Origin of the sequence: Stenotrophomonas chelatiphaga (assembly GCF_032054965.1) — a bacterium.
GTDB lineage: Bacteria > Pseudomonadota > Gammaproteobacteria > Xanthomonadales > Xanthomonadaceae > Stenotrophomonas > Stenotrophomonas chelatiphaga.
The window spans coordinates 168,987-191,386 of record NZ_DAMBRS010000006.1; the positions used below are offsets into that span (position 1 = coordinate 168,987).

The window sequence follows — 22,400 nt, forward strand, 5'->3', positions numbered from 1 at the left end:
GACAGGTGAATCATTCACCGCCGACCGAGCACCCCCGCGCTCCGGTAGTGACGGCCGCTGGCCGTCAGTTTCCCCTCGGTGGGTGACGACCGTTGGTCGTCACGCTGCTGCCTTTGCCGCTGCCTTCGGCGCTACCGGTCCGTTGCTGGGGTGCGCCGTTCCAGCCACCACAGCACGCCGGCGACCAGCACGAAGGCGAGCAGCCATGGCCAGCGCGCGCCGGGCACCTGCTGCGTGGCGGCCGACATCTGTCCGTGTCCGCCGGCCACGCGCAGCGCCGTGCTGTCGCGCAGCTGCTGGCGATGCAGCGCGGCGGCGTCGGCGTGGTCGAACACATATATCGCCTGGCGCACCTCGCCCTGCACCAGTTCATGCCAGCCCGCGTGCCGCGGCCACCACGCCGCGCAGCGCTGCGCGCCGCTGGCGGGGTCGACGACCAGGGTTTCCGGTGAGGCTTCGGCACGGCCATGTACTTGCGTGCCCGCCGCTACACCGCACAGCACCACGCGTTCACCGGCCCACGGCGTATCGGTGGTCACCAGCACTGCGGGCGCTGCCGTGACGGGGCGCGCCACGAGGCCGACCACGCTGCTCCACAGCTCGGCGTGGCGGTCGTCGCGCCCGGCAAGCACCGCGCGGTAACTGTCGGTCACCGGCAGCAGGCCGATCCGTCCGCGACCGCTCGCGCGCCAGCCGCCGATGGCCGCGCCGTCCGCATCCTGCAGCAGCGGCTGGGCGCCAGCGACGCGCAGCGCCAGCTGTTCCAGCACCGGCACTTCGGCAAGGTGGGAACGTGCATCGGCCTCGGCCATCCACTGCGTTGCCTGCGCCGCCGGAGCACGCGGACCGCGCCGCGCCGGCAACAGCTCCGCCTGCGCTTCCCCCGCAAGTTTCAATGCGGCGGCCTGGCCATTGCCGGTGACTGCCAGGCCCCAGCCACGCAGCGTCTGGCGCGCGGCGTCCGGCAATGGCCCCGCGCTGCGCACCAACACGCCCAGTCCATCGCGCAGCGCCTGCTGCACCGCGCTGCGCTGCGCGGCGCCCAGCGCGGCCAGGCTGCGTTCGTCCAGCAGCAGCACGTCCGTGGCGGCCAGCCGCGCCGGAGCAAGCGCCACCGGCGCATCGCCCAGCATCACGCCGGCCCCCACGCTGGACTGGAACTGCAGCTCCACCCCGGCGTCGGCGGCCCAGCGCCGCAGGTATTTGGCTTCCGGCCCGGGGGCACCAGCCAGCATCAGCATCCGCACCGGTGTCGGCGCTGCGACCTGCAGCGGGACCGGGATGCTGTCCACCCGATGATCGCTGGCGTCCAGCAGCCGCAGCTGGAACAGGGTGCGACCGACGACCCGCGCAACACCGTCCAGACGGGCGCCGCCGCGCTCGTCCAGCGCGGCGCGGGCGACGACCTGGCCCGCGGGATCGAGCAGCTCGGCACGGCCGTCGGGCACGCCCTGGGCACGTGCGCGCACGCTGAAAACCGCGCCCGGTGTGGTGATCGCCGGCGCTTGCAGGCCTACCCAACCGCGTGGCGCGGGCGACAGCCGCAACTGCACCTGGGCGGGCAACGGCGTATCGCGATCGCGCGCTGCCAACCCGTCACCGACCAGGGTGAGCCGTTCGGTTGCCGGGTGCTGGCGCAGGGCGGTGGCCAGGTCCGCTACGCGCGCGATGCCGGGGCGCGCGTCGGACTCCGGCAGGGCGAACACCGTCGCTGCGTCGTCTGCCAGGGCAGGCGCCTGCGCCGCGCCGGCCGTCAGCAACGTGAGCGCATGGCGGGGCGCACTGTGCTGCGGCGGAACCAACGCCAGCAGCAACAGTCCACCCGCCAGCGCCTGCAGCACCAGCAGTGCGCCCAGCCGCAGTGGCGGCAGGCGTACGCCGCGCCGTTGCTGCAGCAGCAACCGCAACGTGGCCAGCAGCACGATGGCGATGATCGCCATGCTGATCCAGCGACTGTCCGTCATGGTCCGGCTCCCAGTGCATCGCGGTAACGCTGTCCCATCGCGTCGGGTGTGCTGCGCCGTGCCGGTGCCGGTACCGGGCGCAGCAGGGCACGCCACAACTGCGCGCGCAGCGCGTCGCGGCAGCGCACGCAGTCCGGTGCCATGCGCAGTTCTTCAATCGATGCGGCAAGACTGAGCGGATCGGCGAGGCGGCTTTCATTGGCACGCAGCCAGCCGTTCAACGCATCCAGGTCCGGTGCCTGGCCAGCACCGCCCAACTGCTGCCAGACCGCGACGATGGACGGGTCCGGTGCGGTCAGCGCCGTCAGCGGCAGGCGTCGACTGTCGATGCCTTCACGCTTGCCGCCCAGCCGCCGGCTCTCGTCGATCGGCGGCAGTTCCGGACCCACCCGGGCCAGGTAGATCCGCTCGGCCTGCTGCACTTCCTTGATGAAGGCCAGCGCCTTGTAGGCGTGCGGCAAGGCTTCCTTCGGCCGTCCCTGCCGCAGCTCGCCTTCGGAGGACCACATCTGGTCCAGCGCGGCCTTCAACGTGGCGCGCGTCTGCGGATCAAGCAGGGTGGCGGCCTCGGCATGGTCGTGGGTATGGCCGTACTCGGAAAGCACATCGGTGGCGCTGCCGAACACCTGCGGCTCCGCACCGGCCGCGTGATCGTGGCCATGGTCATCGTCGTGGTCGCCGGCATGGCTGTCGTGTCCGTGATCATCGGCCGCCGCCGGGGCATCGTTGCTGGGCACGTCGCTGGTCGGCAGGTCGCCGGTGGGTGGCGCTTTGGGTGCGCCTTCGCTCTCTTCGCCGAGGAACTGGCCGTAGCGCAGGCGCAGGATGCGCTGGTCCACGCCGATCGCATCGGAGCGACCGGTGAACGCGTCCGCCGACAGCCTGCTGCGCTGGGCAAGCAGGGCTTCGGCATCGATGATGATCTGCCGCTGGCTGCGGAAATACGCCGGCAGGGTGCGTTTGACCATGCCTTCCAGTTCGGCTTCCTGCACGTCGGCCTCGCTGGGCAGGCGCAGGATCACGCTGTTGCTCTGCGCCGTCTGTGGCGTGGGTGCGTGGTTGTCACGCACCTGCAGCTGCGCGATCACATCATTGCCGGCGCTGGCGCCCAGCGCGGCCAGCTCCAGCGTGTGCGCGAAGCGCCGCTGCGTCGCCGGCCCGCTGCCGCTGAGCGGGATGACCTGCTCACGGAAGGTGATGTTTTCACCACTGCCCTGGGCCAGGGTCACCTTCAGCTGTGCCGTGGCGGCCACGCCGTGGTCATCGCTGGCTTCGAAGCGCAGCTGCCAGCGGCGCTGGCCGGGCGTGCCGAGCACCAGCGTGGCGTCCGGTTCGATCACCCGCACGCTGGGCGGCTGGTCGGGCACCACGTCCAGGCGATACAGGCGCGTATCGCGCAGCGCCGGCTCGGTCACCACGCGGTACAGGGCCGGGCGCGTGGCCTTCCAGTTGCCGGTCCACTGTCCATCCTGCGGCGTCAGGTCGATGCGCTGGCCATCGTGGAACTGCAGCGCGGCACGGGTGGGTGTGCCGGAAAAACGCAGCGACCACTGCAGTTGGCTGTCCTGTTGCACCTTGCCGTCGAGCGCGCTCTGCGTGCGCACCGGCTGGCCGGTATACGACGGCGCGGTGATGCGCAGGCGCGCGGACTGCAGCGCCGGCGGCGTGGCCGCAGCGCTGCCGGCTGCCACGGTGCCGGGTGCAGCGGCAGCCGGCACGCGGCCGGCGCGGGGCCAGCCGAAGGCGAGGGCGAGCACCAGCACGCTGGCGCACCACGTGGCCAGCAGCGGCGGCCATGGCCAGGCTGCGTGCAGCAGCGGTGGGTCACGGTGCAGGGCCGTATCGATGTGGTCGCGTTGGCGCCGCTGCAGGGGATTGAGCACTGCGGCGTCGGCAAACAGCAGGTCGGCACTGTCGCGCGCCGCGGGCCGCTGGTCCAGCTGGCGTACCAGCCAGCGGCGATCCAGCCGACGCGCGCGCCAGGTCGCCAGTGCGGCCGCACCGAGCAGGCCGGTGGCCAGCACCCACGTTGCCACGTCATAGGTGGCAAGCCGCCATGCGAGCGCGGCCAGCGCGACCACCAGCGGCACTGCCAGGGCCATCGTCTGCGTGGCCTGGCGTCGGCGCGCTGCCTGCCAGGCGCGGTTCACCGCAGTGTTCATGGCGTGCTCCTGCGCCGGGCCGACGTCGCCAGCCAACGCTCCAGTGCGAACAGCAGCACGATCACCAGCAGCAGCCACGGGGCAAGATCGCGCGGCTGCGGCAGCGGCGCGGCCGCGCCGGTCAGCGGCACCTGGTCCGCCGCAACGCCGAGGGCGGGAACCGGAAGCGGGGCCAGCACGTCGCGCAGGCGTCGGGGAATGTCTTCGTCGGCGATGGCGGGGAGCGTGGCAATGGAGAGCGCGGCAGGAAAGCGGAGCAGGCGCCCGCGGCCCACGCTGCGTTGTTCGAGCAGCAGCGCGCCGTCTGCATCGCGCAGTACAGCAAGCCAGGGCCCTGTTGCGGCAGCGTCGGCGCCGACCTGCAGCACGGTGCCACCCTCGGCGACCCAGGCCTGCCAGGCCGGCGGCAGCGGCATGGCGGACAGCCAGACACCGATCCGATCGTCGGCCGGCACGGCTTCGCTGGCAACGGCCAGCGGCGCATCGGTCCACGCGCGCTGCAGCGCTTCAAGCACGCGCAGCGCGGCAGGATCTCCCTCGCCGCCGGGATGCAGGCGCGGCGCTTCTGGTTCGGCGCCTGTGGCGGCCACCAGCAGGCGCTGCGGCCGCCACTGCACGGTGCGCGACAGCCGGATCCGCTCGCCATCCAGGCCGGGCAGCGGATCCGGCAGATGAACCACCAGCGGTGCAGCGGCTGGCAGGGTCTGGTCGAGTTCGCGCAGCAGGCTGGCGAAGGCCGCCGTCGACGCGGCCGGGGCCTGCTGCAACGGCGGGAAGCCGGGAGCCAGCCAGCGCCAGTCGCCGTCGGTGTCCGCGCCGCGCAGTGCTGCGCCGTCCAGCCCCGGCGCAACCACGTGTACCGGCCGCACATCGGCGGTTCCGCCCTGCAGCACCGGTTGCGCCAGCAGCAGGGCCAGCGCGGCCAGCAGCAACAGGCGCAGTGCCAGCAGCAGCCACTCGTCGATGCGCACACGGCTGCGCGGGCGGACGCGCGCCTGCAGCCAGCGCAGCGCGGCGAAGTCCAGCGGCACCTCGTGCTGCCGCCGGGCCAGATGGATCAGCAACGGAACCAGCAGCGAAACCAGCGCAAACAGCCCCAGCGGGAACAACAAGGACAGGCTCATGCGCCGCCCCGCGTGCCGAACAGCTGCTGCAGCGGCGCATCCAGCGGCCCGTCCAGCCAGCCGGTGGCGTGGGCGATGCCGGCAGACTGCAGGCGCGCCTGCAAGGCGTGCCGGGCCTGCGCGAACCGTTGCAGATACCCCGCGCGCAGTGCGCGGCCATCCCCCAGCAGCTCGGTGCCGGTTTCCGGATCGCGGAACCGGTGCCCTTCGGTGAACGGAAAATCACGTTCTTCGGCGGTCAGCAGCTGCACGTTGAAGACATCGCGGCGGGCAGCGGCCAGGCGCTCCAGCAGTTGGATGCCGGTTTCATCGAAGCCATCGCCAAGCGCGACCAGCATGTCGCCCGCGTGCACGCGCTCCCAGACCGGGCGCAGGGTATCGGCCGGCGGCCACGTGCCCGTGGCCCTGAGCTGGCGCAGCTGCAGGTGCACGCGGTCGCGGTGGCGCGGACCGATCCCGGCCGGCACCCGCTGCACGCCGCTGCCGCCGACGGCCAGCAGGCCGAACCGATCGCCCTGCTGCAGCGCGAGTTCAACCAGGCACGCCGCCACCGCACAGGCGTGGTCCAGCCGCGAAACGTCCGGCCGCGCGCGATCACGCTGGCTCGCGGAGGCACTGGTGTCGATCAGGATCCAGAGGGTTACCGGACTCTCGCGCTCGGATTCCCGAACGAAGAAGCGGTCCGAGCGCGCGTAAAGCTTCCAGTCCACCTGGCGCAGCTCGTCACCGGGCTCGTAGGCGCGGTACTGCGCGAACTCAAGCCCGGCACCACGGCTGCGGCTGGCGTGCTGGCCGATCCCGTGCGCGCCGTGCGCGCGGCGTGGCTGCAGGCGCAGGGCCTTCAGGCGGCCGCGGACGTCGGCGGGCAGGGCAATGGGGGCGTTGTGGTCCACGCGAGCGTCGTCGCGGTCAGCCGGGGAACGGCACGGCCTGCAGCAGCGCAGCGACCACGTCGTCGGCGCCCTTGCCTTCGGCCTCGGCGGCGAAGGACAGCAGCAGGCGGTGGCGCATCACCGGCGCGGCCAGCGCCTGCACGTCATCACGGGTCGCGGCAAAGCGCCCCTGAAGCAGCGCACGTGCCTTGGCGGCCAGCACCAGCGACTGGCCGGCACGCGGGCCGGCGCCCCATTTGATCCACTGGTTGACCGCCGCCGGTGCGGCCGCACCCGGGCGGCTGGCGCGCACCAGCCGGGTGATCCAGGCCAGCACATCGTCGCTGACGTGCACCTGGCGCACCGCGTCCTGCAGCGCGATCACCGCCTCGGCATCCATCACTTGCGGCACGCTGCCGCCAGCGCTTCCGGTGGTCTGGCGCAGGATGTCCTGTTCTTCCTGTTCGCTGGGATAATCCACCCGCACGTGCAGCAGGAAGCGATCCAGCTGTGCCTCCGGCAGCGGGTAGGTACCGGCTTGTTCGATCGGGTTCTGGGTGGCCAGCACGAAGAACGGCTGCGGCAGCGTGTAGGTCGTTCCGGCGTAGCTGACGGTGCGTTCCTGCATGGCCTCCAGCAACGCTGCCTGGGTCTTCGGCGGCGTGCGGTTCAGTTCGTCGGCCAGCAGCAGGTTGGTGAAGATGGGGCCTTGCTGGAAACGGAAATGGCGGTGACCGGTGCCATGGTCTTCTTCCAGCAGTTCGGTGCCCAGGATGTCGCTGGGCATCAGGTCCGGGGTGAACTGGACGCGGCGGAACTGCAGTTCCAGCGCCTGCCCCAGCGAACGCACCAGCAGGGTCTTGCCCAGTCCGGGCGCGCCTTCCAGCAGGCAGTGGCCACCGGCCAGCAGGCCGATCAGCAGCTGCTCCACCACCTCGTGCTGGCCGACCACGGCCTGGGCGAGCGCATCGCGCAGCTGTTGCAGGCGCGGCAGCAGGGAATCAAGGTCATGGGCGGTCATGGTCAAGCCTGTCAGGTGGGGGGAACGCCGGGCAGCGCCCGGTCATGCTCAGTGGTTCAATGCGTACATCACGATGTTGACGCCGAAGCGGGTGTTGTCTTCGGCCAGGAAACGCTTGTTGCGCCAGTCGTAATCCCATTCGCAACCGTAATCCTTGTTGCTGTAGAGCACGCCGAGGCGACCGTCCACCTCGATGCCCTTGAGGTAATCGTGCACCAGGTCGTCGCCCCAGCCATTCAACTCGAAACCGGTGGCTGGCGGGCCCTCCGGGAAGCTGAAGAAACTGCGGTACAACGCGTGGTTGTTGGGCAGCTTCTTCAATGCCGAGGCGCCGAACAGCCGCGCCATCTGCGCTTCGAACGACTTGGCGAACAGGCCGTCGATGTCGTGGTTGCAGTCGTCGACGAACACGAAGCCGCCGTTGCGGACGTAGCGCACGAAGTTTTCGCGCTCGGCGGCATTGAATTCCACCAGCTTGTGCCCGGCGAGGTAGCAGAACGGTGCCTGCAGCATGCGCGGGTCGGACAGGTCCAGCACGTGTTCCTTCGGGTCCACGCGCAGGCTGGTGTAATCGATCAGCGAGGTGATCAGGTTGGACGGCATGCGCGCATCCACGTCCCAGTCGCCGGAATCGTACTTCAGCCGGGTGAACCAGAAATCGTAGCGGCTGGCCTGGGCGCGGGCGAAGCCCGGCAGCGCCGCCAGGGCGGCGCCACCGAGCATCGCGCGCAGGAACTGCGCGCGGTTCACGCCGTCCCTGCAGACGGCCAGCGGCCGTCGCTGCCGGTCCGGTGCGGCATCAGACCGCGTCGGACAACGAGGTGAAGGTGAAATCGCGCAGGCGCATCGGCGGGATCATCATCACGAAGCTGGACTCGTCGCCGGCCACGCGCACCGGCTTGCCCAGTTCATCGATGTTGTTGAGCATGATCACCGGCGATTCGTTGAAGCGGAAGTTCTTCACCGGGTGCTTGATCTGCCCGTTCTCGATGTAGAACGTGCCGTCACGGGTCAGGCCGGTCAGCAGCACGGTCTGCGGATCGACCATGCGGATGTACCAGGTACGCGTGACCAGGATGCCCTTCTGGGTCCCGCGCACCAGCTCGGCGGTGCTCTTGTCGCCGCCGCTCATCAGCAGGTTGCCCGGCCGCGCGTTGGCGGTCTTGCCCTGCTTCTGTGCCCAGAACCGCGAGTAGTCGAGGTTGGCGATCTTGCCATTCTCGATGATGGCGACCTTGTCGCGCGGCATGCCGTTGTCATCCCACGGCAGCACCGGCGCTTCGGGATGCCACGGATCGGCGTGCAGGTTGACCCGCGGGTCGTACACCTGCTCGCCCAGCTTGTTGCCACCGCCCTTCTTCGACAGGAAGCTGCGGCCTTCATCGGCCGAGCGCGCGTCGAAGAAGCGCATCATGAAGCTGATCAGTCCGGCGGCTGCGGCCGGTTCCAGGATGACCGTGTACTTGCCCGGCTCCAGCGCCTTGGCTTCGGCCGATTCAGTGGCCTTGCGCATGGCGATGCGAACGTCCTGGTCGGCCTTGAAGTCCGCCGCATCCTTCAGGTTGCGACCGACCCAGCCCGAACCACGGCCGTCTTCGGTGCGCACCGTGCAGGTGTAATCGAAGCTGCTGGTGCGCTGGTAGCCGAAGTTGCCGTTGCTGTTGGCGGTGGCGACGAAGCCGTGGCCGTCTTCCAGGAAGCCGGCCGCGATCACCCCGGCCTGGCGGCACGGCAGGATCGAATCAGCGGCGACCTTGGCGCGGAATGCCGGATCGATGGCACCGGTGGATTCGCTGAAGGTCGGGGTCGGGCGATAGGCCTGCTTGCCGATGGCCGGGATGAACTCCGGGTTCTCCGGCGCAAGCCGCGCCAGGTCTTCGGCACGGCGCACCACGCGCTCCAGCGCGGCATCGTCGAACTCGTTGATCGATGCGGTGCCGACGCGCTTGCCGAATGCCACTTCCACGGCCAGCGAGGCGTCACTGACGATGCCGCTGGTGGAGATGTTGTTCAGCGCGAAACGGATGTTGCCGTTGATGGACCCGGCCAGGGTCGCGGTGCACTCGTCGGCCTTGGACAGGGCGATGACCTTGTCGAGGATGGCCTTGGCCTGCTGTTCGGTGAAGATGCTCATGGGTTTCGGGCTCCAGACCGGTCAGCCGAGGCTGCGTGCGGTGTTGATGACGTTGATGCCATTGAAACGGGCGGTGGACGAACCGTGCGAGACCGCCGAGACCTGGCCCGGCTGGCCCTTGCCATCGAAGAACGAGCCACCCAGGCGGTAGTCGCGCTCGTCGGCGACGGCGCTGCAGGCATTCCAGAATTCCGGCGTGCGGATCTGGTAGGCCACGTCCTCCAGCATGCCGGTGATCTTGCCGTTCTTGATTTCGTAGAACAGCTGGCCACCGAACTGCGCGTTGTAGCGTTGCTGGTCGATCGAGAACGAGCCGTCACCGATGATGTAGATGCCGTTCTCCACGTCCTTGATCAGTTCATCCACGCTGAGCTTCTGCTTGCCCGGTGCCATGGACACGTTGGCCATGCGCTGGAACTGCACGCTGGACCACGAATCGGCGTAGCAGCAGCCATCGGATTCGGTCTTGCCGAGGATGTGGGCCTGGTCGCGGATGGTCTGGTAGTCCACCAGCTTGCCGTCGCTGATCAGGTCCCAGCGCTTGCACTTCACGCCTTCATCGTCGTACGCCACCGCGCCCAGGCTGCCTTCCTGGGTCTTGTCGGCGAAGATGTTGACCAGCTCGCTGCCGTACTGGAAGCGCTGTTCGCGCTTGTCCAGCGTGGCGAAGCTGGTGCCGGCGTAGTTGGCTTCGTAGCCGAGCACGCGGTCCAGTTCCAGCGGATGGCCGACCGACTCGTGGATGGTCAGCCAGGTGTGCGAAGGATCCAGCACCAGGTCGTACTTGCCCGGCTTCACCGACGGCGCCTTGAGCTTCTCGCGTGCCTGTTTGGCCGAGGCGATGGCGTCTTCCTTCATGTCGTAGGACGTGGAGTAGTTGACCACCCCGTTGGGGGTCACCACCTTGCCGGCGGCCGACCCGTCCAGGTATTCGTAGCCCATGCCCATCGGCGCGGACAGGCCTTCGCGGGTACGGAACTTGCCGCTTTCCTTGTCGATGGCGGTGATCGTCATCGGCACCCAGATGCGGTGCACGTCCTGGTCGATGTAGGAGCCATCGGTGGAGGCGAAATACTTCTGTTCGTTGACCAGGAACATCATCGAATTGACGAAGCTGGCGCCGGCATTGATCGCCGCTGCGTTGACGTCCAGCAGCAGGTCGACCTTGTCCTTGATCGGCACTTCCATCGAATTGCGGCGTACCGGCGTACGCCAGCTGACCTCGCCCACGCCGGGGGCAGCCGCCAGCTGCACCGGTGCGGTCTGGATGCCGGCGTTGGCCCGCGCGATGCCGGCCGCCTGCTGGGCGGCCTTGGCGATGTCGGCGCTGGCCAGCTGGTTGGTGGCCGCGAAGCCCCAGGCCCCGTTGACCAGTACGCGGATGCCCACGCCGGTGGACTCGGTGTTCACCACGTTCTGCACTTTGTCTTCGCGGGTGATCACGAACTGCCGCAGGTAGCGGCCGATGCGCACGTCGCAGTAGGTGGCGCCGGCACTGCGCGCAGCCTGCAGGGCGACATCGGCCAGGCGCTTTTTCAGGACCGGGTCGAGCACGCTCTGCAGCTGTTCGGCGGCGATCGCCTTGCCGAAGAAGGAGGGCACCAGCAGCCCGCCCGCGGTAAGCCCGGTGAGGGCGAGGAAGTCACGTCGTTGCAAGGCTGCTCTCCACGTGTGGATGTTGGACAGGACTCATGCGCCCAGACTGCGCGCGGTGTTGATGATGTTGATGCCGTTGAAACGGGTGGTGGACGAACCGTGGGATACCGCTGAAACCTGCGAGGGCTGGCCCTTGCCGTCGAAGAACGAGCCGCCGAGGCGGAAATCGCGTTCATCGCAGATCGCCGAACAGGCGTTCCAGAACTCCGGCGTGCGGATCTGGTAGGCCGCGTCCTCGACCAGGCCGGTGATGCGTCCGTCCTTGATCTGGTAGCAGAGCTGGGCGCCGAACTGCGCGTTGTAGCGCTGCTGGTCGATGGAATACGAGCCGCGGCCGTGGAAGTACAGGCCGTTCTCCACGTCCTTGACCATCTCCGCCACGCTCAGGGGCGCCTTGCCCGGCGCCAGCGAAACATTGGCCATGCGCTGGAACTGCACGCTGGACCAGGAATCGGCATAGCTGCAGCCATGTGATGCGTCGCGGCCGAGGATATGCGCTTCATCGCGGGTGGCCTGGTAGTCGACCAGGATGCCGTCGCGGACCAGGTCCCAGCGCTGGGTCTTGACCCCTTCATCGTCGTAGCCCACCGCGCCCAAGCTGCCCGGCGCGGTCTTGTCGGCAACGAAGTTGACGATGTCGCTGCCCCAGCGGAAGCCGGCATCGCGCTTGTCCAGCGTGGCGAAGCTGGTGCCGGCGTAGTTCGCCTCGTAGCCCAGCACGCGGTCCAGTTCGAGCGGGTGGCCGACGTTCTCGTGGATGGTCAGGAACAGGTTGGAGGGGTCCAGCACCACGTCGAATCTGCCGGGCTTGACCGAAGGCGCCGTGAGCTTTTCACGGGCCTGGCGCGCGGCGGCCAGCGCGTCTTCGCGCGGGTCGTAGGAATGGCCGTAGCCGACCACCCCGCCCGGCAGTTCGAAGCGCCCGCTGCGCTCACCGTCGAGGAACTCGTAGCCCATGCCCATCGGCGCGGACAGGCCGTTGCGGGTGCGGAACCTGCCGCTGGCCTTGTCCACCGCGGTGGCAGTGAAGGGCAGCCAGATGCGGTGCACGTCCTGGTCGATCCACGAACCGTCGCTGGAGGCGAAGTATTTCTGTTCGTTGACCAGGAACAGGGTGGAATTGAAGTAGTCGGCGCCGGCACCGAGCGCGGCGGCGTTGATGTCCAGCAGCAGGCCCACTTTGTCCTGCACCGGCACCGCCATCGCGTTCTTCTTCAGCGGCGTGCGCCAGCTGACCTCGCCGACCCCGGGCGTGGCGGCCAGCTGCACGCGGCGGGTCTGCACCTTCGCGTTGGCACGGGCGATGGCCACTGCCTGCGCCACCGCCTGCACGACCTGTTCGGGCGTGCGCTGGTGGGTGGCGGCGAAACCCCACGCGCCGTCGACGATCACCCGCACGCCGACGCCGGCCGATTCGCTGTTGGTGACGTTCTCCACGTTGCGTTCGCGGGTGATGATGCCCTGGCTCAGGTAGCGGCCGATGCGCACGTCGCAGTAGCTGGCACCGGCGCCGCGGGCGGCCTGCAGCGCGGCATCGGCCAGGCGCTTGCCGAGCGCCGGGTCACCGGGTTCGAGCAGCTGCTCGGCGGCGATCAATCGCCCATGCGGCAGCATCAGGCCGGCCAGGCCCGCGCCGGTGAAGGCCAGAAAATCACGACGTCGCACTGCCACCACCCCACGTGCACTCAGTTGACACCCGACTTTCGCCAGCGCCATGCAATGGCACAAGTGACTGCAGTCATGGTCGTGTCACAGGCACAATGGCGTTCTGCCACTTTCGTCACGAACCATGACCGAAAAGCCGTATTCCCTTGCCTGCGAGCGCAACCGCGATCCCATCGCCGCCGCGCTGGACCCGTTCATGGCCGATCGCCGCCGCGTGCTGGAGATCGGCAGCGGCACCGGCCAGCATGCGGTGTACTTCGCCCAGCGCTGGCCGTGGCTGCAGTGGCAGCCCAGCGACCACCCGGACCACCTGGCAGGGATCCGCGCGTGGCGCGACGATGCCGGGCGGGCCAACCTGCAGCCACCGTTCGCACTGCAGGCCGAGCTGCCGCCGGCGCCGGGGCTGGTCGTGCCGGCCGCTACCCCGCGCTTCGATGCGGTGTTCAGTGCCAATACCCTGCACATCATGGGCTGGGAGCACGTACAGGCGCTGTTCGCCGGCCTGCCTGCGCTGCTGGAAGGCGGCGCTTTGCTGGCGGTGTACGGTCCCTTCAATTACGGGGGCGAGTACACCAGTGACAGCAACGCCCAGTTCGATGGCTGGCTGAAGGCCCGCGACCCACGCAGCGGCATCCGCGATGCTGAAGCGGTGCAGGCGCTGGCGGTGGCGCAGGGGTTCGTCGCAGTGGACGATCTGCCGATGCCGGCCAACAACCGGTTGCTGGTGTGGCGATTGGGGTGATCAGGCGTCGGCGGGCTGGGCGGCTTGAGCTGGGCCATCGGATGTAACCGATGGCCCACACAAGTCCAACAGTAATCAAACGGTTACATTGGGATGAGGTGACTGTTCGATTGCTTTGTTGACGACCAGCGGCCGTCACTACCATCAGCGGCCGTCATTCCCCTTGGCGGCCGTCAGGCGACCTGGACGATGTGCAGCGCGCGCGGGTTGCGCCACTGCGCCAGCAAGGCCGCCTCGCGCGCCTTGGCTTTTTCCAGGTGCGCTTCCTTGACGTGGCCGTAGCCGCGGATGTGTTCGGGAATGCTGGCGATCTCCACCGCCAGCGCCAGCCGGTGGTCATCCAGCCCGTCCAGCAGCAGCTGCACGGTGGCTTCGTAATCGGTGATCAGCTGGCGTTCGCCGACGCGCTCGGCGGTGTGGCCGAACGGGTCCAGGCGGCCGCCGCGCAGGAACTTCAGCTTCGCCAGCACGCCGAAGGCCTTCAGCATCCACGGGCCGTATTCCTTCTTGATCAGGCGGCCCTGCGCATCCTTCTTCGCGAATAACGGCGGGGCCAGATGGAAGCGCAGCTGGTACTCGCCTTCGAACTGCTGCTGCAGGCGGCGCTGGAAGTCGCCGCTGGTATACAGCCGCGCCACTTCGTACTCGTCCTTGTAGGCCATCAGCTTGAACAGGTAACGGGCCACGGTCTCGGTCAGCGCGGTGGAGCCGCCGATCACCTCCCTCTCGGTCACCCGCACGCGGTCGACCAGCGTGAGGTAGCGGTCTGCATAGGCCTGGTCCTGGTAGTCGACCAGGAACGCGGCGCGGCGCATGATCATCTCGTCCAGCGAGCGCGACAGCCGGGCATCGTCCAGCGGCAGGAACGCCACGTCATCGCCGGCATTCCCGGGCAGGCCACGCAGTTCGCGTTCGTCGCTGCTGTTGCGCGGTGCGGCGGTGGCGCCCCATTCGGTGCTTTCCCATTCGCCCGGCGGCAACGCGTGCAGCGGCCCCGGCGTGGTTTCAGCCGAAGTATGGCCGTTGCGGATCAGGCCGGCGGCCTGCTGCACGGCCTGCGGATCGACCGCAGCCAGGCGGCCCCAGGCGAAGGCCTGCTGGTTCATCGCCACGGCCGCGCCGTTGAGTTCAATGGCGCGCATCAGCGCATCGAAGGACAGCGGCACCAGGCCCTGCTGCCACGCGTAGCCCAGGATGAACAGGTTGGAGGCGATCGCATCGCCCAGCAGCGCGGTCGCCAGCTGGGTGGCGTCCAGCAGCAGCGGCGATTCGCCGCCCAGCGCCACGCGGATGCCGGCCACGATGTCGGCGGCGGGGAACTGCATGTCCGGCCGCGTGGTGAAGCTGCCCGGCATTGCTTCATAGGTGTTGAGCACCACCTGGGTGCGACCGGCGCGCACCTTGGACAGCGCCCAGTAATCGTTGACCACCACCATGTCGCAGCCCAGCACCAGGTCGGCTTCACCGGCGGCGATGCGCACGGCATGGATGTCGGCCGGGGTGCGGGCGATGCGGATGTGGGTGGTGACCGCGCCGCCCTTCTGCGCCAGGCCGGTCTGGTCCAGCACCGAGGAGCCCTTGCCTTCCAGGTGCCCGGCCATGCCCAGCAGCGCGCCGATGGTCACCACGCCGGTGCCACCGACACCGGTGATCAGGATGTTCCAGGGCTGCTCCAGCGCGGTCCGCACCGGCGGCGCCGGCAGGTTGTCCAGCAGGGTGGAGGCATCGCGCTTGCTGCCCTTGCGCGGCTTGCCGCCGTGCACGGTGACAAAGCTGGGGCAGAAGCCGGTCGTGCAGGAATAATCCTTGTTGCAGTTGGACTGGTCGATATCGCGCTTGCGCCCGAACTCGGTCTCCTTCGGCAGCACCGACACGCAGAAACTCTTCTTGCCACAGTCGCCGCAGCCTTCGCACACCAGCGAGTTGATGACCACCCGCTTGGCCGGATCTTCCAGCTTGCCGCGCTTGCGCCGGCGGCGTTTTTCAGTCGCGCAGGTCTGTTCGTAGATGAGGATCGAAACACCCTTCACCTCGCGCAGCTGCTTCTGTACTGCATCCAGCGCGCTGCGGTCATGGAAGGCCACGCCGTCCGGGAACTGGTCGCGCTGGCGCGTCCACTTCTCGATGTTGTCCGACAGCACCACGATGGTCTGGATGCCTTCGGCGCGCATCTGCCGGGCGATGTCCGGCACGCTCAGCGGGCCGTCCACCGGCTGGCCACCGGTCATCGCCACCGCGTCGTTGTAGAGGATCTTGTAGGTGATGTTGACCCCGGCGGCGACCGACTGGCGGATCGCCAGCGAGCCACTGTGGAAATAGGTGCCATCGCCCAGGTTCTGGAACACGTGCGGGGTATCGGTGAAGGCGGCCTGGCCGGCCCAGGTCACCCCTTCGCCGCCCATGTGGGTGAAGGTATCGGTGCTGCGGTCCATCCAGGTCACCATGTAATGGCAACCGATGCCGCCCAGCGCGCGCGAGCCTTCCGGCACGGTGGTGGAGGTGTTGTGCGGGCAGCCGGAGCAGTAATGCGGTACGCGCGGGAAGTTGGCGCGCGGCAGCGCCAGCTCGGCTTCCTTCTCCTGCATCCACTGCAGGCGCTGTTCGATGGACTCGTTGTTGAAGAACTTCTGGATGCGCCGGCCGATCACCCCGGCGATGGTGGCCGGGGTCAGCTCGCCGGTGGACGGCAGGATCCACTCGCCTTGCTCGTCGTACTTGCCGACGATGGACGGCCGCGGGCCCCAGCTGGCCGGCCAGTTGAAGAACTGTTCCTTCATCTGGCGCTCGATGAAGGCCCGCTTCTCCTCCACCACGATGATGTCTTCCAGCCCCTGCGCGAAGCGCGCGATGCCCTGCGGTTCCAGTGGCCAGGTCATGCCGACCTTGTACACGCGGATGCCGATGTCGGCGCAGGCCGTCTCGTCCAGGCCCAGGTATTCCAGCGCCTGCAGCACGTCCAGGTAGCTCTTGCCGGTGGTGACGATGCCCAGCCGCGCGCGCGGTGAATCCAGCACGGTGCGGTCGATGCCATTGGCACGCGCGAATGCCTGGGCGGCCTTGACCGCGTAGCGGTGCAGGCGCATTTCCTGGTCCAGCGGCGGGTCCGGCCAGCGGATGTTGAGGCCACCGGCCGGCATCTCGAAGTCGTCGGGCAGCACGATGCGCCGTGCCAGCGGGTCCACGTCCACCGATGCGGACGATTCCACCGTCTCGGCAATGGTCTTGAAGCCGATCCAGCGCCCGGTGTACCGGCTCATCGCCCAGCCCAGCACGCCCATGTCCAGGATGTCCTGCACACCGGCCGGATTCAGCACCGGCATCATCGCGCTGACGAACTCGTCCTCGCTGCCATGCGGCAGGGTGGAACTGCGGCAGGCATGGTCATCGGCCGCCAGCGCCAGCACGCCGCCGAGCCGCGACGTGCCGGCCGCATTGGCGTGCTTGAAGACATCGCCGCAGCGGTCCACGCCCGGGCCCTTGCCGTACCACATGCCGAACACGCCCTGCACGTTGGCACCCGGGAACAGGTTGGTCTGCTGCGTTCCCCACACCATGGTCGCGCCGAGATCTTCGTTCAGGCCGGGGGTGAACTTCACCCTGGCGGCCTCCAGGTGCTGGCGCGCGCGCCACAGCTCCAGGTCGAAACCGCCCAGCGGGCTGCCGCGGTAGCCACTGATGAAGCCGGCGCTGTCGATGCCGGCGGCGGCATCGCGCAACCGCTGCATCAGCGGCAGGCGGACCAGCGCCTGCACGCCGCTCAGGTAGATCCGCCCGGTTTCGCGCGCGTACTTGTGGTCGAGCGTGTAATCGCGGTCGAGCTGGTCGGCGGAATCGGGAGACGTAAGCTGGGCGGTACTGGTCATGGCTGGCCTGGTTCGGATCGGCTGGCGCCGGCTGCGCGTGCGCAGGACCGGAGGCCGCGGATTGTAACAGTGGCCCCGTCGTGGGCCGGTACTCGCTTCTGATGCCGCACTGCGGTTAGGATCAGGAAGTGGGAGGTTGTTGTTTCAACCTGGGGAAAACGAGATGTCACTTGTAAGACAGTTCCTTGCCAGCCTGGTGCTGGTATCGGGGACAGCCGCTGCATGGGCTGCCCCCCTCCTGCCTGCGCCGCAGGAGTTCTATTTCGATCCTGATCCTGCTGCCGTCCCGGTGGTGGTGGTGCAGGCCGAAGGCGATGACCTGGTCAGCCAGCTGCTTCGCCAGCGCGAGCGCGGGCGCAAGTCGCTCGAGGCGACCGTGCAGTTGGCCGGGGTGGCCATCGCGCAGGGCCGCACCGAACTTGGCCAGCAGCTCTACACCGAAGCCCTGCAGGCCACCGCGGCCAATTCGCCGTCGGGCCGGATGGTGCGTTGGAGCCACGGCTGGGACCTGTTCCGCCAGGGCCAGCCTGAGGCGGCGCTGGAGCAGTGGCATGCCGCGGCCAGCGCATTGCGCGGCAATCCGTCGTGGATCCCGCCGACCTACGCACTGGCCCTGTGGGAGCTCGGGCAGAAGGAGGATGCGGTGAAGTGGTATGCCGCCGCCGTGCGCACCGAACCCGGCCAGTGGAGCACGTCGACGAACTACCCGAGCCTGTTGCCGGCATGGCGGGACAGCGAGCGCGCCACCCTGGCGCAGGTCCAGCAGGCGTGGGCCGCGCAGCCGCCGAAGTGGCCCTGACCGGGCGGGCCGCAGCGCAGGCTGCGGCCGGCCGGCAACGGCCCTGCGACGGCTGTTGATGGCCTAGACGATGGCCTTCGATGCCTTCGCGCTGATCCTGGCCATGCTCGGCGTGGGCATGCTGTTCGCGCGGCTGCGGGTGCTGCCGGACAACAGCGCGCAGGTCCTGAACGGCGTCGTGCTGTATGTGTGCCTGCCGGCTGCGGTGCTGACCTACGTCCCGCAGCTGCAGCTGAAGCCCAGCCTTGCCGGGTTGATGGTGACGCCGTGGCTGTTGATGCTGGCGACCTGGGCGCTGGTGTCGCTGGCCACGCGGGTGTTCGGCTTCGCCCGCGACGTGCACGCCGTGCTGCTGATCTGCGTGGCCCTGGCCAACTCCAGCTTCATCGGCTATCCGATGGTGCGCGCGCTGCTGGGGGATGCCGCACTGCCCTACGCGGTGGTGTACGACCAGTTCGGCACCTTCCTGCTGCTGTCCACCTTCGGGCTGGTGGTGCTGGCCCGCTACAGCGGCGACACGCCGCCCGGCGTGCTGCAGGTACTGGCCCGCATCGTCCGGTTTCCGCCGCTGTGGGCGTTGCTGTTCGCGCTGCTGCTGATGCCGGCCAGCCCGCCGGCGTGGGTCGGCGATGGGCTGCGCCAGCTGGCCGATGCGATGCTGCCGCTGGTGATGCTGGCGGTGGGTCTTTCCATACAGCTGCGGCTGTCACGCGCCGAACTGCTGCCGCTGGGGCTCGGGCTGGGCCTGAAGCTGCTGGTGATGCCCGCCCTGGCGCTGCCGCTGTCCTGGTTGCTGGGCCTGCAGGGCGTGATGCTGCAGGTGAATGTGCTGGAGTCGGCGATGCCGACGATGATCACCGCTGCCGCGCTGGCCATCGCCCATCGGCTGGCACCGCGCCTGGCCGCGGCCCTGGTGGGCTACGGCATCCTGCTGTCGCTGGCCACGCTGCCGGCCTGGGTGTGGCTGCTGCGCCACATGGCCTGACCGGGAACGCCGGCGCAGGGTTCAATCGTCGGCGTTGACCGTGCGTGGTGCGGCCCACTCGCGCAGCGCCTGGACCTGTTCGGCCATCAGCACCGACAGCGGGCGGCTGCCGCGGATTTCCGCCATCAGCACGTCGGTATCCAGCGCACGCTGGTCGGCATGCGCGGCGTACAGGCCGGCGACGATGGCCTGTTCGATTTCCGCGCCGGAGAAACCCTCCGCCGCCGCTGCCAGCGCAGGCAGCGCGAAGGCGTCGGCATTCAACTGGCGACGCGCCAGGTGCAGGCGCAGCAGTTCCACGCGTGTATCCGGGCCGGGCAGGTCGACGAAGAAGATCTCGTCGAAGCGGCCCTTGCGCAGCAGTTCGGCGGGCAGTTCGTGCACCTGGTTGGCGGTGGCCACGATGAATACCGGGGCCTTGCGCTCGGCCATCCAGGTCAACAGCGTCCCCAGCACCCGGCGTGAGACGCCGCCGTCCTCGCCGCCGGTCGCCAGGCCCTTCTCGATCTCATCGATCCACAGCACGCACGGCGCCAGCTGCTCGGCCGATGCCAGCGCCTGGCGCAGGTTCGACTCGGTTTCGCCGTGGTACTTGTTGTACAGCGCGCCCACGTCCATGCGCAGCAGGGGAACGCCGAAACCGGCGGCGGTCGCCTTGGCCAGCATCGATTTGCCACAGCCCTGCACGCCCAGCAGCAGCATGCCGCGCGGCGGATCCAGGCCGGCCGGTGCCGCGCCGGCCAGGAAGGCGATCCGGCGCTGGTTGACCCAGCGCTTGAGCCGGTTGGCACCGGCCACGTCGGCAAAACGCGCCGTGTCGTACTCATACATCAAGTGGCCGCTGCGGTTGAGCAGCTCGAACTTCAGCCGCGCCAGCTGCGGCAGGTCATCATCGCCCAGCGCGCCGTCGGCATAGATCAGCTGGCGGGCGATCCGCCGCGCATCGACCAGGCTCAGGCCCTGCAGGTTGCGCAGGATCTTCTTCACCGCCTCGCTGTCCACCTCGACCCGGCGGCCGCCGTGCTCGCGCGCGTAACCGGCCGCTTCCTCGCGCAGCATCTTCAGCAATGCATTGGCGTCGGGCAGGCGCGGATTGAAGCGCGTCGCCAGGGCTTCAAGCTCGGGCGGCAGGGTCACCTTCGCGCCGATCAGCACCAGCACGTGCGGCTGGCTGTGGCGGCGCTGGATCAGATCGCGCAGCGCGCGCTGGTGGCTGGCGTAGCCCAGGTAGGGATGGAAATCGAGCAGCAGGTAGATCCCGCGCTGGTCGGCCTGCTGGATCATCTGCAGCGCCGCGCTGGCATCGGGTGGGCCGACCGCGTCGTCCTCGCGTTCCAGGTCGATGCGGCGCAGGCCTTCGGTGATCGACCAGCGGTGCAGCGCCCGCCATACCTGCAGCAGGGTCTGCCGGAACAGTTCGATGATCCGGCCTTCGTCCTGGGTCTCGATCACGATCAGGGGCGTATTGGCGCGTATCAGCGCGCTGAGGTCCTGCAGTTCGCTCATGCCGGTTCGATCCTTCGGGGGCGCCACGATAACAAAGCCACGGCCGCGGTGGTTCAGCCGCGCGACTATCACCCTCACCTGCTCCGGTGTACGCTCGGGCAACGTTCTCCCGGAAGCGAGGCCTGCATGAAGACCATCCTGGTGGCCGGTTCCAAGGGTGGGGTGGGCAAGACCACCATCGCCACCCACCTGGCCGCACATGCGGCACTGCAGGGCCGGCGTACGGTGATTGCCGACGCCGACCCGCAGGGCTCCAGCACCCGCTGGGCGCAGCGTCGTTCCGAGCTGGAAAGCGCGGTGCTGCCGATCGACGTGCACAAGAAGAAGCAATGGGCGCAGAAGCTCCCCGATGGCACCGACACGGTGATCATCGATGCCCCGGCCGGTGCGTTGGCCGACGATATCCCGCATTTCCTCGACGCCGCCGATGCCGTGGTGGTGCCGGTGCTGCCTTCCGCGCTGGACATCGAAGCCATCGTCGGCTTCCTCAACAGCCTGTCCAAGGTGGCCCGGGTGCACAACCGCAAGCTGCCGGTGGGGCTGGTGCTGAACCGCACCAAGCCGTGGACCCAGACGTCGCAGCAGGCCATCCAGATGCTGTCCGACTGGCCCTACCCGGTGGTGGCGCAGCTGCGCGACAGCCAGAGCTACGTAGTGATGACCGGGCTGGGACGCAGCCTGTTCGATTACCGTTCCGCCCAGGTCCGCGAACACCAGGCCGACTGGGAACCCCTGCTGACATGGCTGGACAAGGCATGAGCCGCTTGTACCCCTCATCCAATGGAAGACTCCGATGCGTGAACTGATCCTGCTTCGCCATGCCCACGCCGAACCGGCCAGCACCGGACAGGCTGACCTTGACCGGCCCCTTTCGGCGGTCGGACTTGCCGAGGCCGAAGCGGCCGGCAAGTGGCTCAAGGACAACAACCTGCAGCCTGATTGCGTGCTCTGTTCACCGGCCCGGCGTACCCGCGAAACCCTGGAAGCGGTGGTCGGCATCACCGGCTTCTTCGAACACAAGCTGGAAGACAAGGTGTACGACGCCACGCCCGGCACCCTGATCGGCCTGGTCGACGATCGAAACGACGTCGAACGCCTGATGATCGTCGGCCATAATCCTGGCCTGGAGCGCCTGGTCGCCTTGTTGAACACCGGCGAGACCAGCGACTACCGCGGCATGCCGCCGGCCGGTATCGCCGTGCTGCAGTTCCCGAAGGAAGCCAGCATCGAACCCGGCGTCGCCAGCCTCAACGCATTCTGGTGGCCGTGATCCGATGAACGCGTGGCAGAGGGGGCTGCTGCTCGGATTGGCGATCGTTCCGGCTGGACTGGCAGCACAGCCGGCGCTGGCACCGCTGCTGGCCCCGCCTGCGGCGCTGCCGGCGGTGCAGGTCGTGCACCGCGCGCCGCTGGTGCTGGACACCCAGCGCTCGCAGCTGGGTTTCGAAGTGCGCAGCCGGCTGGGACAGCGCATCGAAGGCAGCTTTCCGCATTTCGAAGGCCGCATCGAGGTGCTGTCCGACGGGCGCCACCAGGTCCATCTGAAGATGTACACCCGCTCGGTGGAGATCCCCGGCAAGCCACGCTATACCGGCTGGATGCGCGGGGAAGAGTTCTTCGATGCGGCCCGCCATCCGGTCGTGGAATTCGACTCGCTGCCGTACGATCCGGCGCGGGTGGACCAGGGCGGTGACATCCAGGGCCGCCTGATGCTGCGCGGGGTCAGCCATCCCGAAACGCTGCGGGTGGAAAAGGCGGAATGCGCCAGACCCGGCTATGATTGCGATGTCGTCAGCCGTGGGACCGTCCTGCGGGGCCGCTACGGCATGGACAACTGGCAGCTTGCCTTGAGTGATCGAGTGACCTTCGTACTGCGAGCGCGCCTGAGCGAGGCGCCGAAACCGTGA

At 68.7% G+C, this 22,400-nt stretch carries 17 protein-coding genes; 6 read left to right on the plus strand and 11 right to left on the minus strand.

Annotation, left to right across the window (positions count from 1 at the left end; all coding sequences use genetic code 11):
- Positions 1–131 precede the first annotated feature (131 nt).
- The 9 genes from RTX79_RS10285 to RTX79_RS10325 form a co-directional block, all read right to left on the minus strand.
- Positions 132–1,964, minus strand: a complete 1,833-nt coding sequence (locus tag RTX79_RS10285; RefSeq protein WP_312683568.1) for a hypothetical protein — start codon at positions 1,962–1,964, stop codon at positions 132–134.
- The gene (locus RTX79_RS10290; RefSeq protein ID WP_312683570.1) at positions 1,961–4,126 is read right to left on the minus strand and encodes a hypothetical protein; all 2,166 of its coding nucleotides are present in this window, start codon (positions 4,124–4,126) and stop codon (positions 1,961–1,963) included. Before RTX79_RS10290 ends, RTX79_RS10285 begins: the two co-directional genes overlap by 4 nt.
- Positions 4,123–5,250, minus strand: coding sequence for a BatA domain-containing protein (locus RTX79_RS10295; protein WP_428695988.1), 1,128 nt, complete (start codon positions 5,248–5,250; stop codon positions 4,123–4,125). Before RTX79_RS10295 ends, RTX79_RS10290 begins: the two co-directional genes overlap by 4 nt.
- Positions 5,247–6,143, minus strand: coding sequence for a DUF58 domain-containing protein (locus RTX79_RS10300; RefSeq protein WP_312683571.1), 897 nt, complete (start codon positions 6,141–6,143; stop codon positions 5,247–5,249). The genes RTX79_RS10295 and RTX79_RS10300 overlap by 4 nt, the downstream gene beginning before the upstream one ends.
- Positions 6,144–6,159: 16 nt before the next feature.
- Entirely contained in the window at positions 6,160–7,143 is a 984-nt protein-coding gene (locus RTX79_RS10305; protein WP_312683572.1) for an AAA family ATPase, read from the minus strand.
- A gap of 48 nt (positions 7,144–7,191) precedes the next feature.
- On the minus strand, positions 7,192–7,866 hold the full coding sequence (locus tag RTX79_RS10310) for a DUF4159 domain-containing protein (RefSeq protein ID WP_312683601.1): 675 nt from the start codon (positions 7,864–7,866) through the stop codon (positions 7,192–7,194).
- A 76-nt stretch (positions 7,867–7,942) separates the two neighbouring features.
- On the minus strand, positions 7,943–9,277 hold the full coding sequence (locus RTX79_RS10315; RefSeq protein ID WP_312683574.1) for a TldD/PmbA family protein: 1,335 nt from the start codon (positions 9,275–9,277) through the stop codon (positions 7,943–7,945).
- Between the two features lie 21 nt (positions 9,278–9,298).
- The gene (locus RTX79_RS10320) at positions 9,299–10,933 is read right to left on the minus strand and encodes a TldD/PmbA family protein (RefSeq protein ID WP_312683576.1); all 1,635 of its coding nucleotides are present in this window, start codon (positions 10,931–10,933) and stop codon (positions 9,299–9,301) included.
- Positions 10,934–10,966: 33 nt separating this feature from the next.
- Positions 10,967–12,598, minus strand: a complete 1,632-nt coding sequence (locus tag RTX79_RS10325; protein WP_312683577.1) for a TldD/PmbA family protein — start codon at positions 12,596–12,598, stop codon at positions 10,967–10,969.
- A gap of 124 nt (positions 12,599–12,722) precedes the next feature.
- Between RTX79_RS10325 and RTX79_RS10330 the strand changes: the two genes are divergently transcribed.
- Positions 12,723–13,340, plus strand: a complete 618-nt coding sequence (locus RTX79_RS10330) for a DUF938 domain-containing protein (RefSeq protein WP_312683578.1) — start codon at positions 12,723–12,725, stop codon at positions 13,338–13,340.
- A gap of 173 nt (positions 13,341–13,513) precedes the next feature.
- On the opposite strand, the gene RTX79_RS10335 is transcribed toward RTX79_RS10330, so the two are convergent.
- A complete protein-coding gene (locus RTX79_RS10335; protein ID WP_312683579.1) occupies positions 13,514–17,203 on the minus strand; it encodes an indolepyruvate ferredoxin oxidoreductase family protein in 3,690 nt (1,229 codons plus the stop codon).
- A 163-nt stretch (positions 17,204–17,366) separates the two neighbouring features.
- On the opposite strand from RTX79_RS10335, the gene RTX79_RS10340 reads away from it, so the two are divergent.
- Together RTX79_RS10340 and RTX79_RS10345 are read left to right on the plus strand one after the other, a co-directional pair.
- Positions 17,367–18,002 (plus strand): tetratricopeptide repeat protein, encoded by a 636-nt coding sequence (locus tag RTX79_RS10340; RefSeq protein ID WP_309689209.1) that lies wholly within the window; start codon positions 17,367–17,369, stop codon positions 18,000–18,002.
- Between the two features lie 70 nt (positions 18,003–18,072).
- Positions 18,073–18,987 carry an AEC family transporter gene (locus tag RTX79_RS10345; protein WP_312683580.1) on the plus strand — a complete coding sequence of 305 codons (915 nt, stop codon included), beginning with the start codon at positions 18,073–18,075 and terminating at the stop codon, positions 18,985–18,987.
- A gap of 21 nt (positions 18,988–19,008) precedes the next feature.
- Here RTX79_RS10345 and RTX79_RS10350 read toward each other — a convergent pair whose 3' ends face one another.
- A complete protein-coding gene (locus RTX79_RS10350; protein ID WP_309689206.1) occupies positions 19,009–20,493 on the minus strand; it encodes an AAA family ATPase in 1,485 nt (494 codons plus the stop codon).
- A gap of 126 nt (positions 20,494–20,619) precedes the next feature.
- On the opposite strand from RTX79_RS10350, the gene RTX79_RS10355 reads away from it, so the two are divergent.
- The 3 genes from RTX79_RS10355 to RTX79_RS10365 are packed head-to-tail and all read left to right on the plus strand — an operon-like array spanning position 20,620 to position 22,400.
- Complete coding sequence (locus RTX79_RS10355; RefSeq protein ID WP_312683582.1) at positions 20,620–21,252, plus strand: ParA family protein; 633 nt, start codon at positions 20,620–20,622, stop codon at positions 21,250–21,252.
- A gap of 34 nt (positions 21,253–21,286) precedes the next feature.
- Complete coding sequence (locus RTX79_RS10360) at positions 21,287–21,763, plus strand: SixA phosphatase family protein (RefSeq protein ID WP_057508968.1); 477 nt, start codon at positions 21,287–21,289, stop codon at positions 21,761–21,763.
- A gap of 4 nt (positions 21,764–21,767) precedes the next feature.
- The gene (locus RTX79_RS10365; RefSeq protein WP_057508969.1) at positions 21,768–22,400 is read left to right on the plus strand and encodes a YceI family protein; all 633 of its coding nucleotides are present in this window, start codon (positions 21,768–21,770) and stop codon (positions 22,398–22,400) included.

What these genes read in the sequence shown, in the direction of transcription:
- RTX79_RS10285 (WP_312683568.1), bottom strand. Translation starts at nt 1,964, where the DNA reads ATGACGGACAGTCGCTGGATCAGCATGGCGATCATCGCCATCGTGCTG.
- RTX79_RS10290 (WP_312683570.1), bottom strand. Translation starts at nt 4,126, where the DNA reads ATGAACACTGCGGTGAACCGCGCCTGGCAGGCAGCGCGCCGACGCCAG.
- RTX79_RS10295 (WP_428695988.1), bottom strand. Translation starts at nt 5,250, where the DNA reads ATGAGCCTGTCCTTGTTGTTCCCGCTGGGGCTGTTTGCGCTGGTTTCG.
- RTX79_RS10305 (WP_312683572.1), bottom strand. Translation starts at nt 7,143, where the DNA reads ATGACCGCCCATGACCTTGATTCCCTGCTGCCGCGCCTGCAACAGCTG.
- RTX79_RS10310 (WP_312683601.1), bottom strand. Translation starts at nt 7,866, where the DNA reads ATGCTCGGTGGCGCCGCCCTGGCGGCGCTGCCGGGCTTCGCCCGCGCC.
- RTX79_RS10315 (WP_312683574.1), bottom strand. Translation starts at nt 9,277, where the DNA reads ATGAGCATCTTCACCGAACAGCAGGCCAAGGCCATCCTCGACAAGGTC.
- RTX79_RS10330 (WP_312683578.1), top strand. Translation starts at nt 12,723, where the DNA reads ATGACCGAAAAGCCGTATTCCCTTGCCTGCGAGCGCAACCGCGATCCC.
- RTX79_RS10335 (WP_312683579.1), bottom strand. Translation starts at nt 17,203, where the DNA reads ATGACCAGTACCGCCCAGCTTACGTCTCCCGATTCCGCCGACCAGCTC.
- RTX79_RS10340 (WP_309689209.1), top strand. Translation starts at nt 17,367, where the DNA reads ATGTCACTTGTAAGACAGTTCCTTGCCAGCCTGGTGCTGGTATCGGGG.
- RTX79_RS10345 (WP_312683580.1), top strand. Translation starts at nt 18,073, where the DNA reads ATGGCCTTCGATGCCTTCGCGCTGATCCTGGCCATGCTCGGCGTGGGC.
- RTX79_RS10350 (WP_309689206.1), bottom strand. Translation starts at nt 20,493, where the DNA reads ATGAGCGAACTGCAGGACCTCAGCGCGCTGATACGCGCCAATACGCCC.
- RTX79_RS10355 (WP_312683582.1), top strand. Translation starts at nt 20,620, where the DNA reads ATGAAGACCATCCTGGTGGCCGGTTCCAAGGGTGGGGTGGGCAAGACC.
- RTX79_RS10360 (WP_057508968.1), top strand. Translation starts at nt 21,287, where the DNA reads ATGCGTGAACTGATCCTGCTTCGCCATGCCCACGCCGAACCGGCCAGC.
- RTX79_RS10365 (WP_057508969.1), top strand. Translation starts at nt 21,768, where the DNA reads ATGAACGCGTGGCAGAGGGGGCTGCTGCTCGGATTGGCGATCGTTCCG.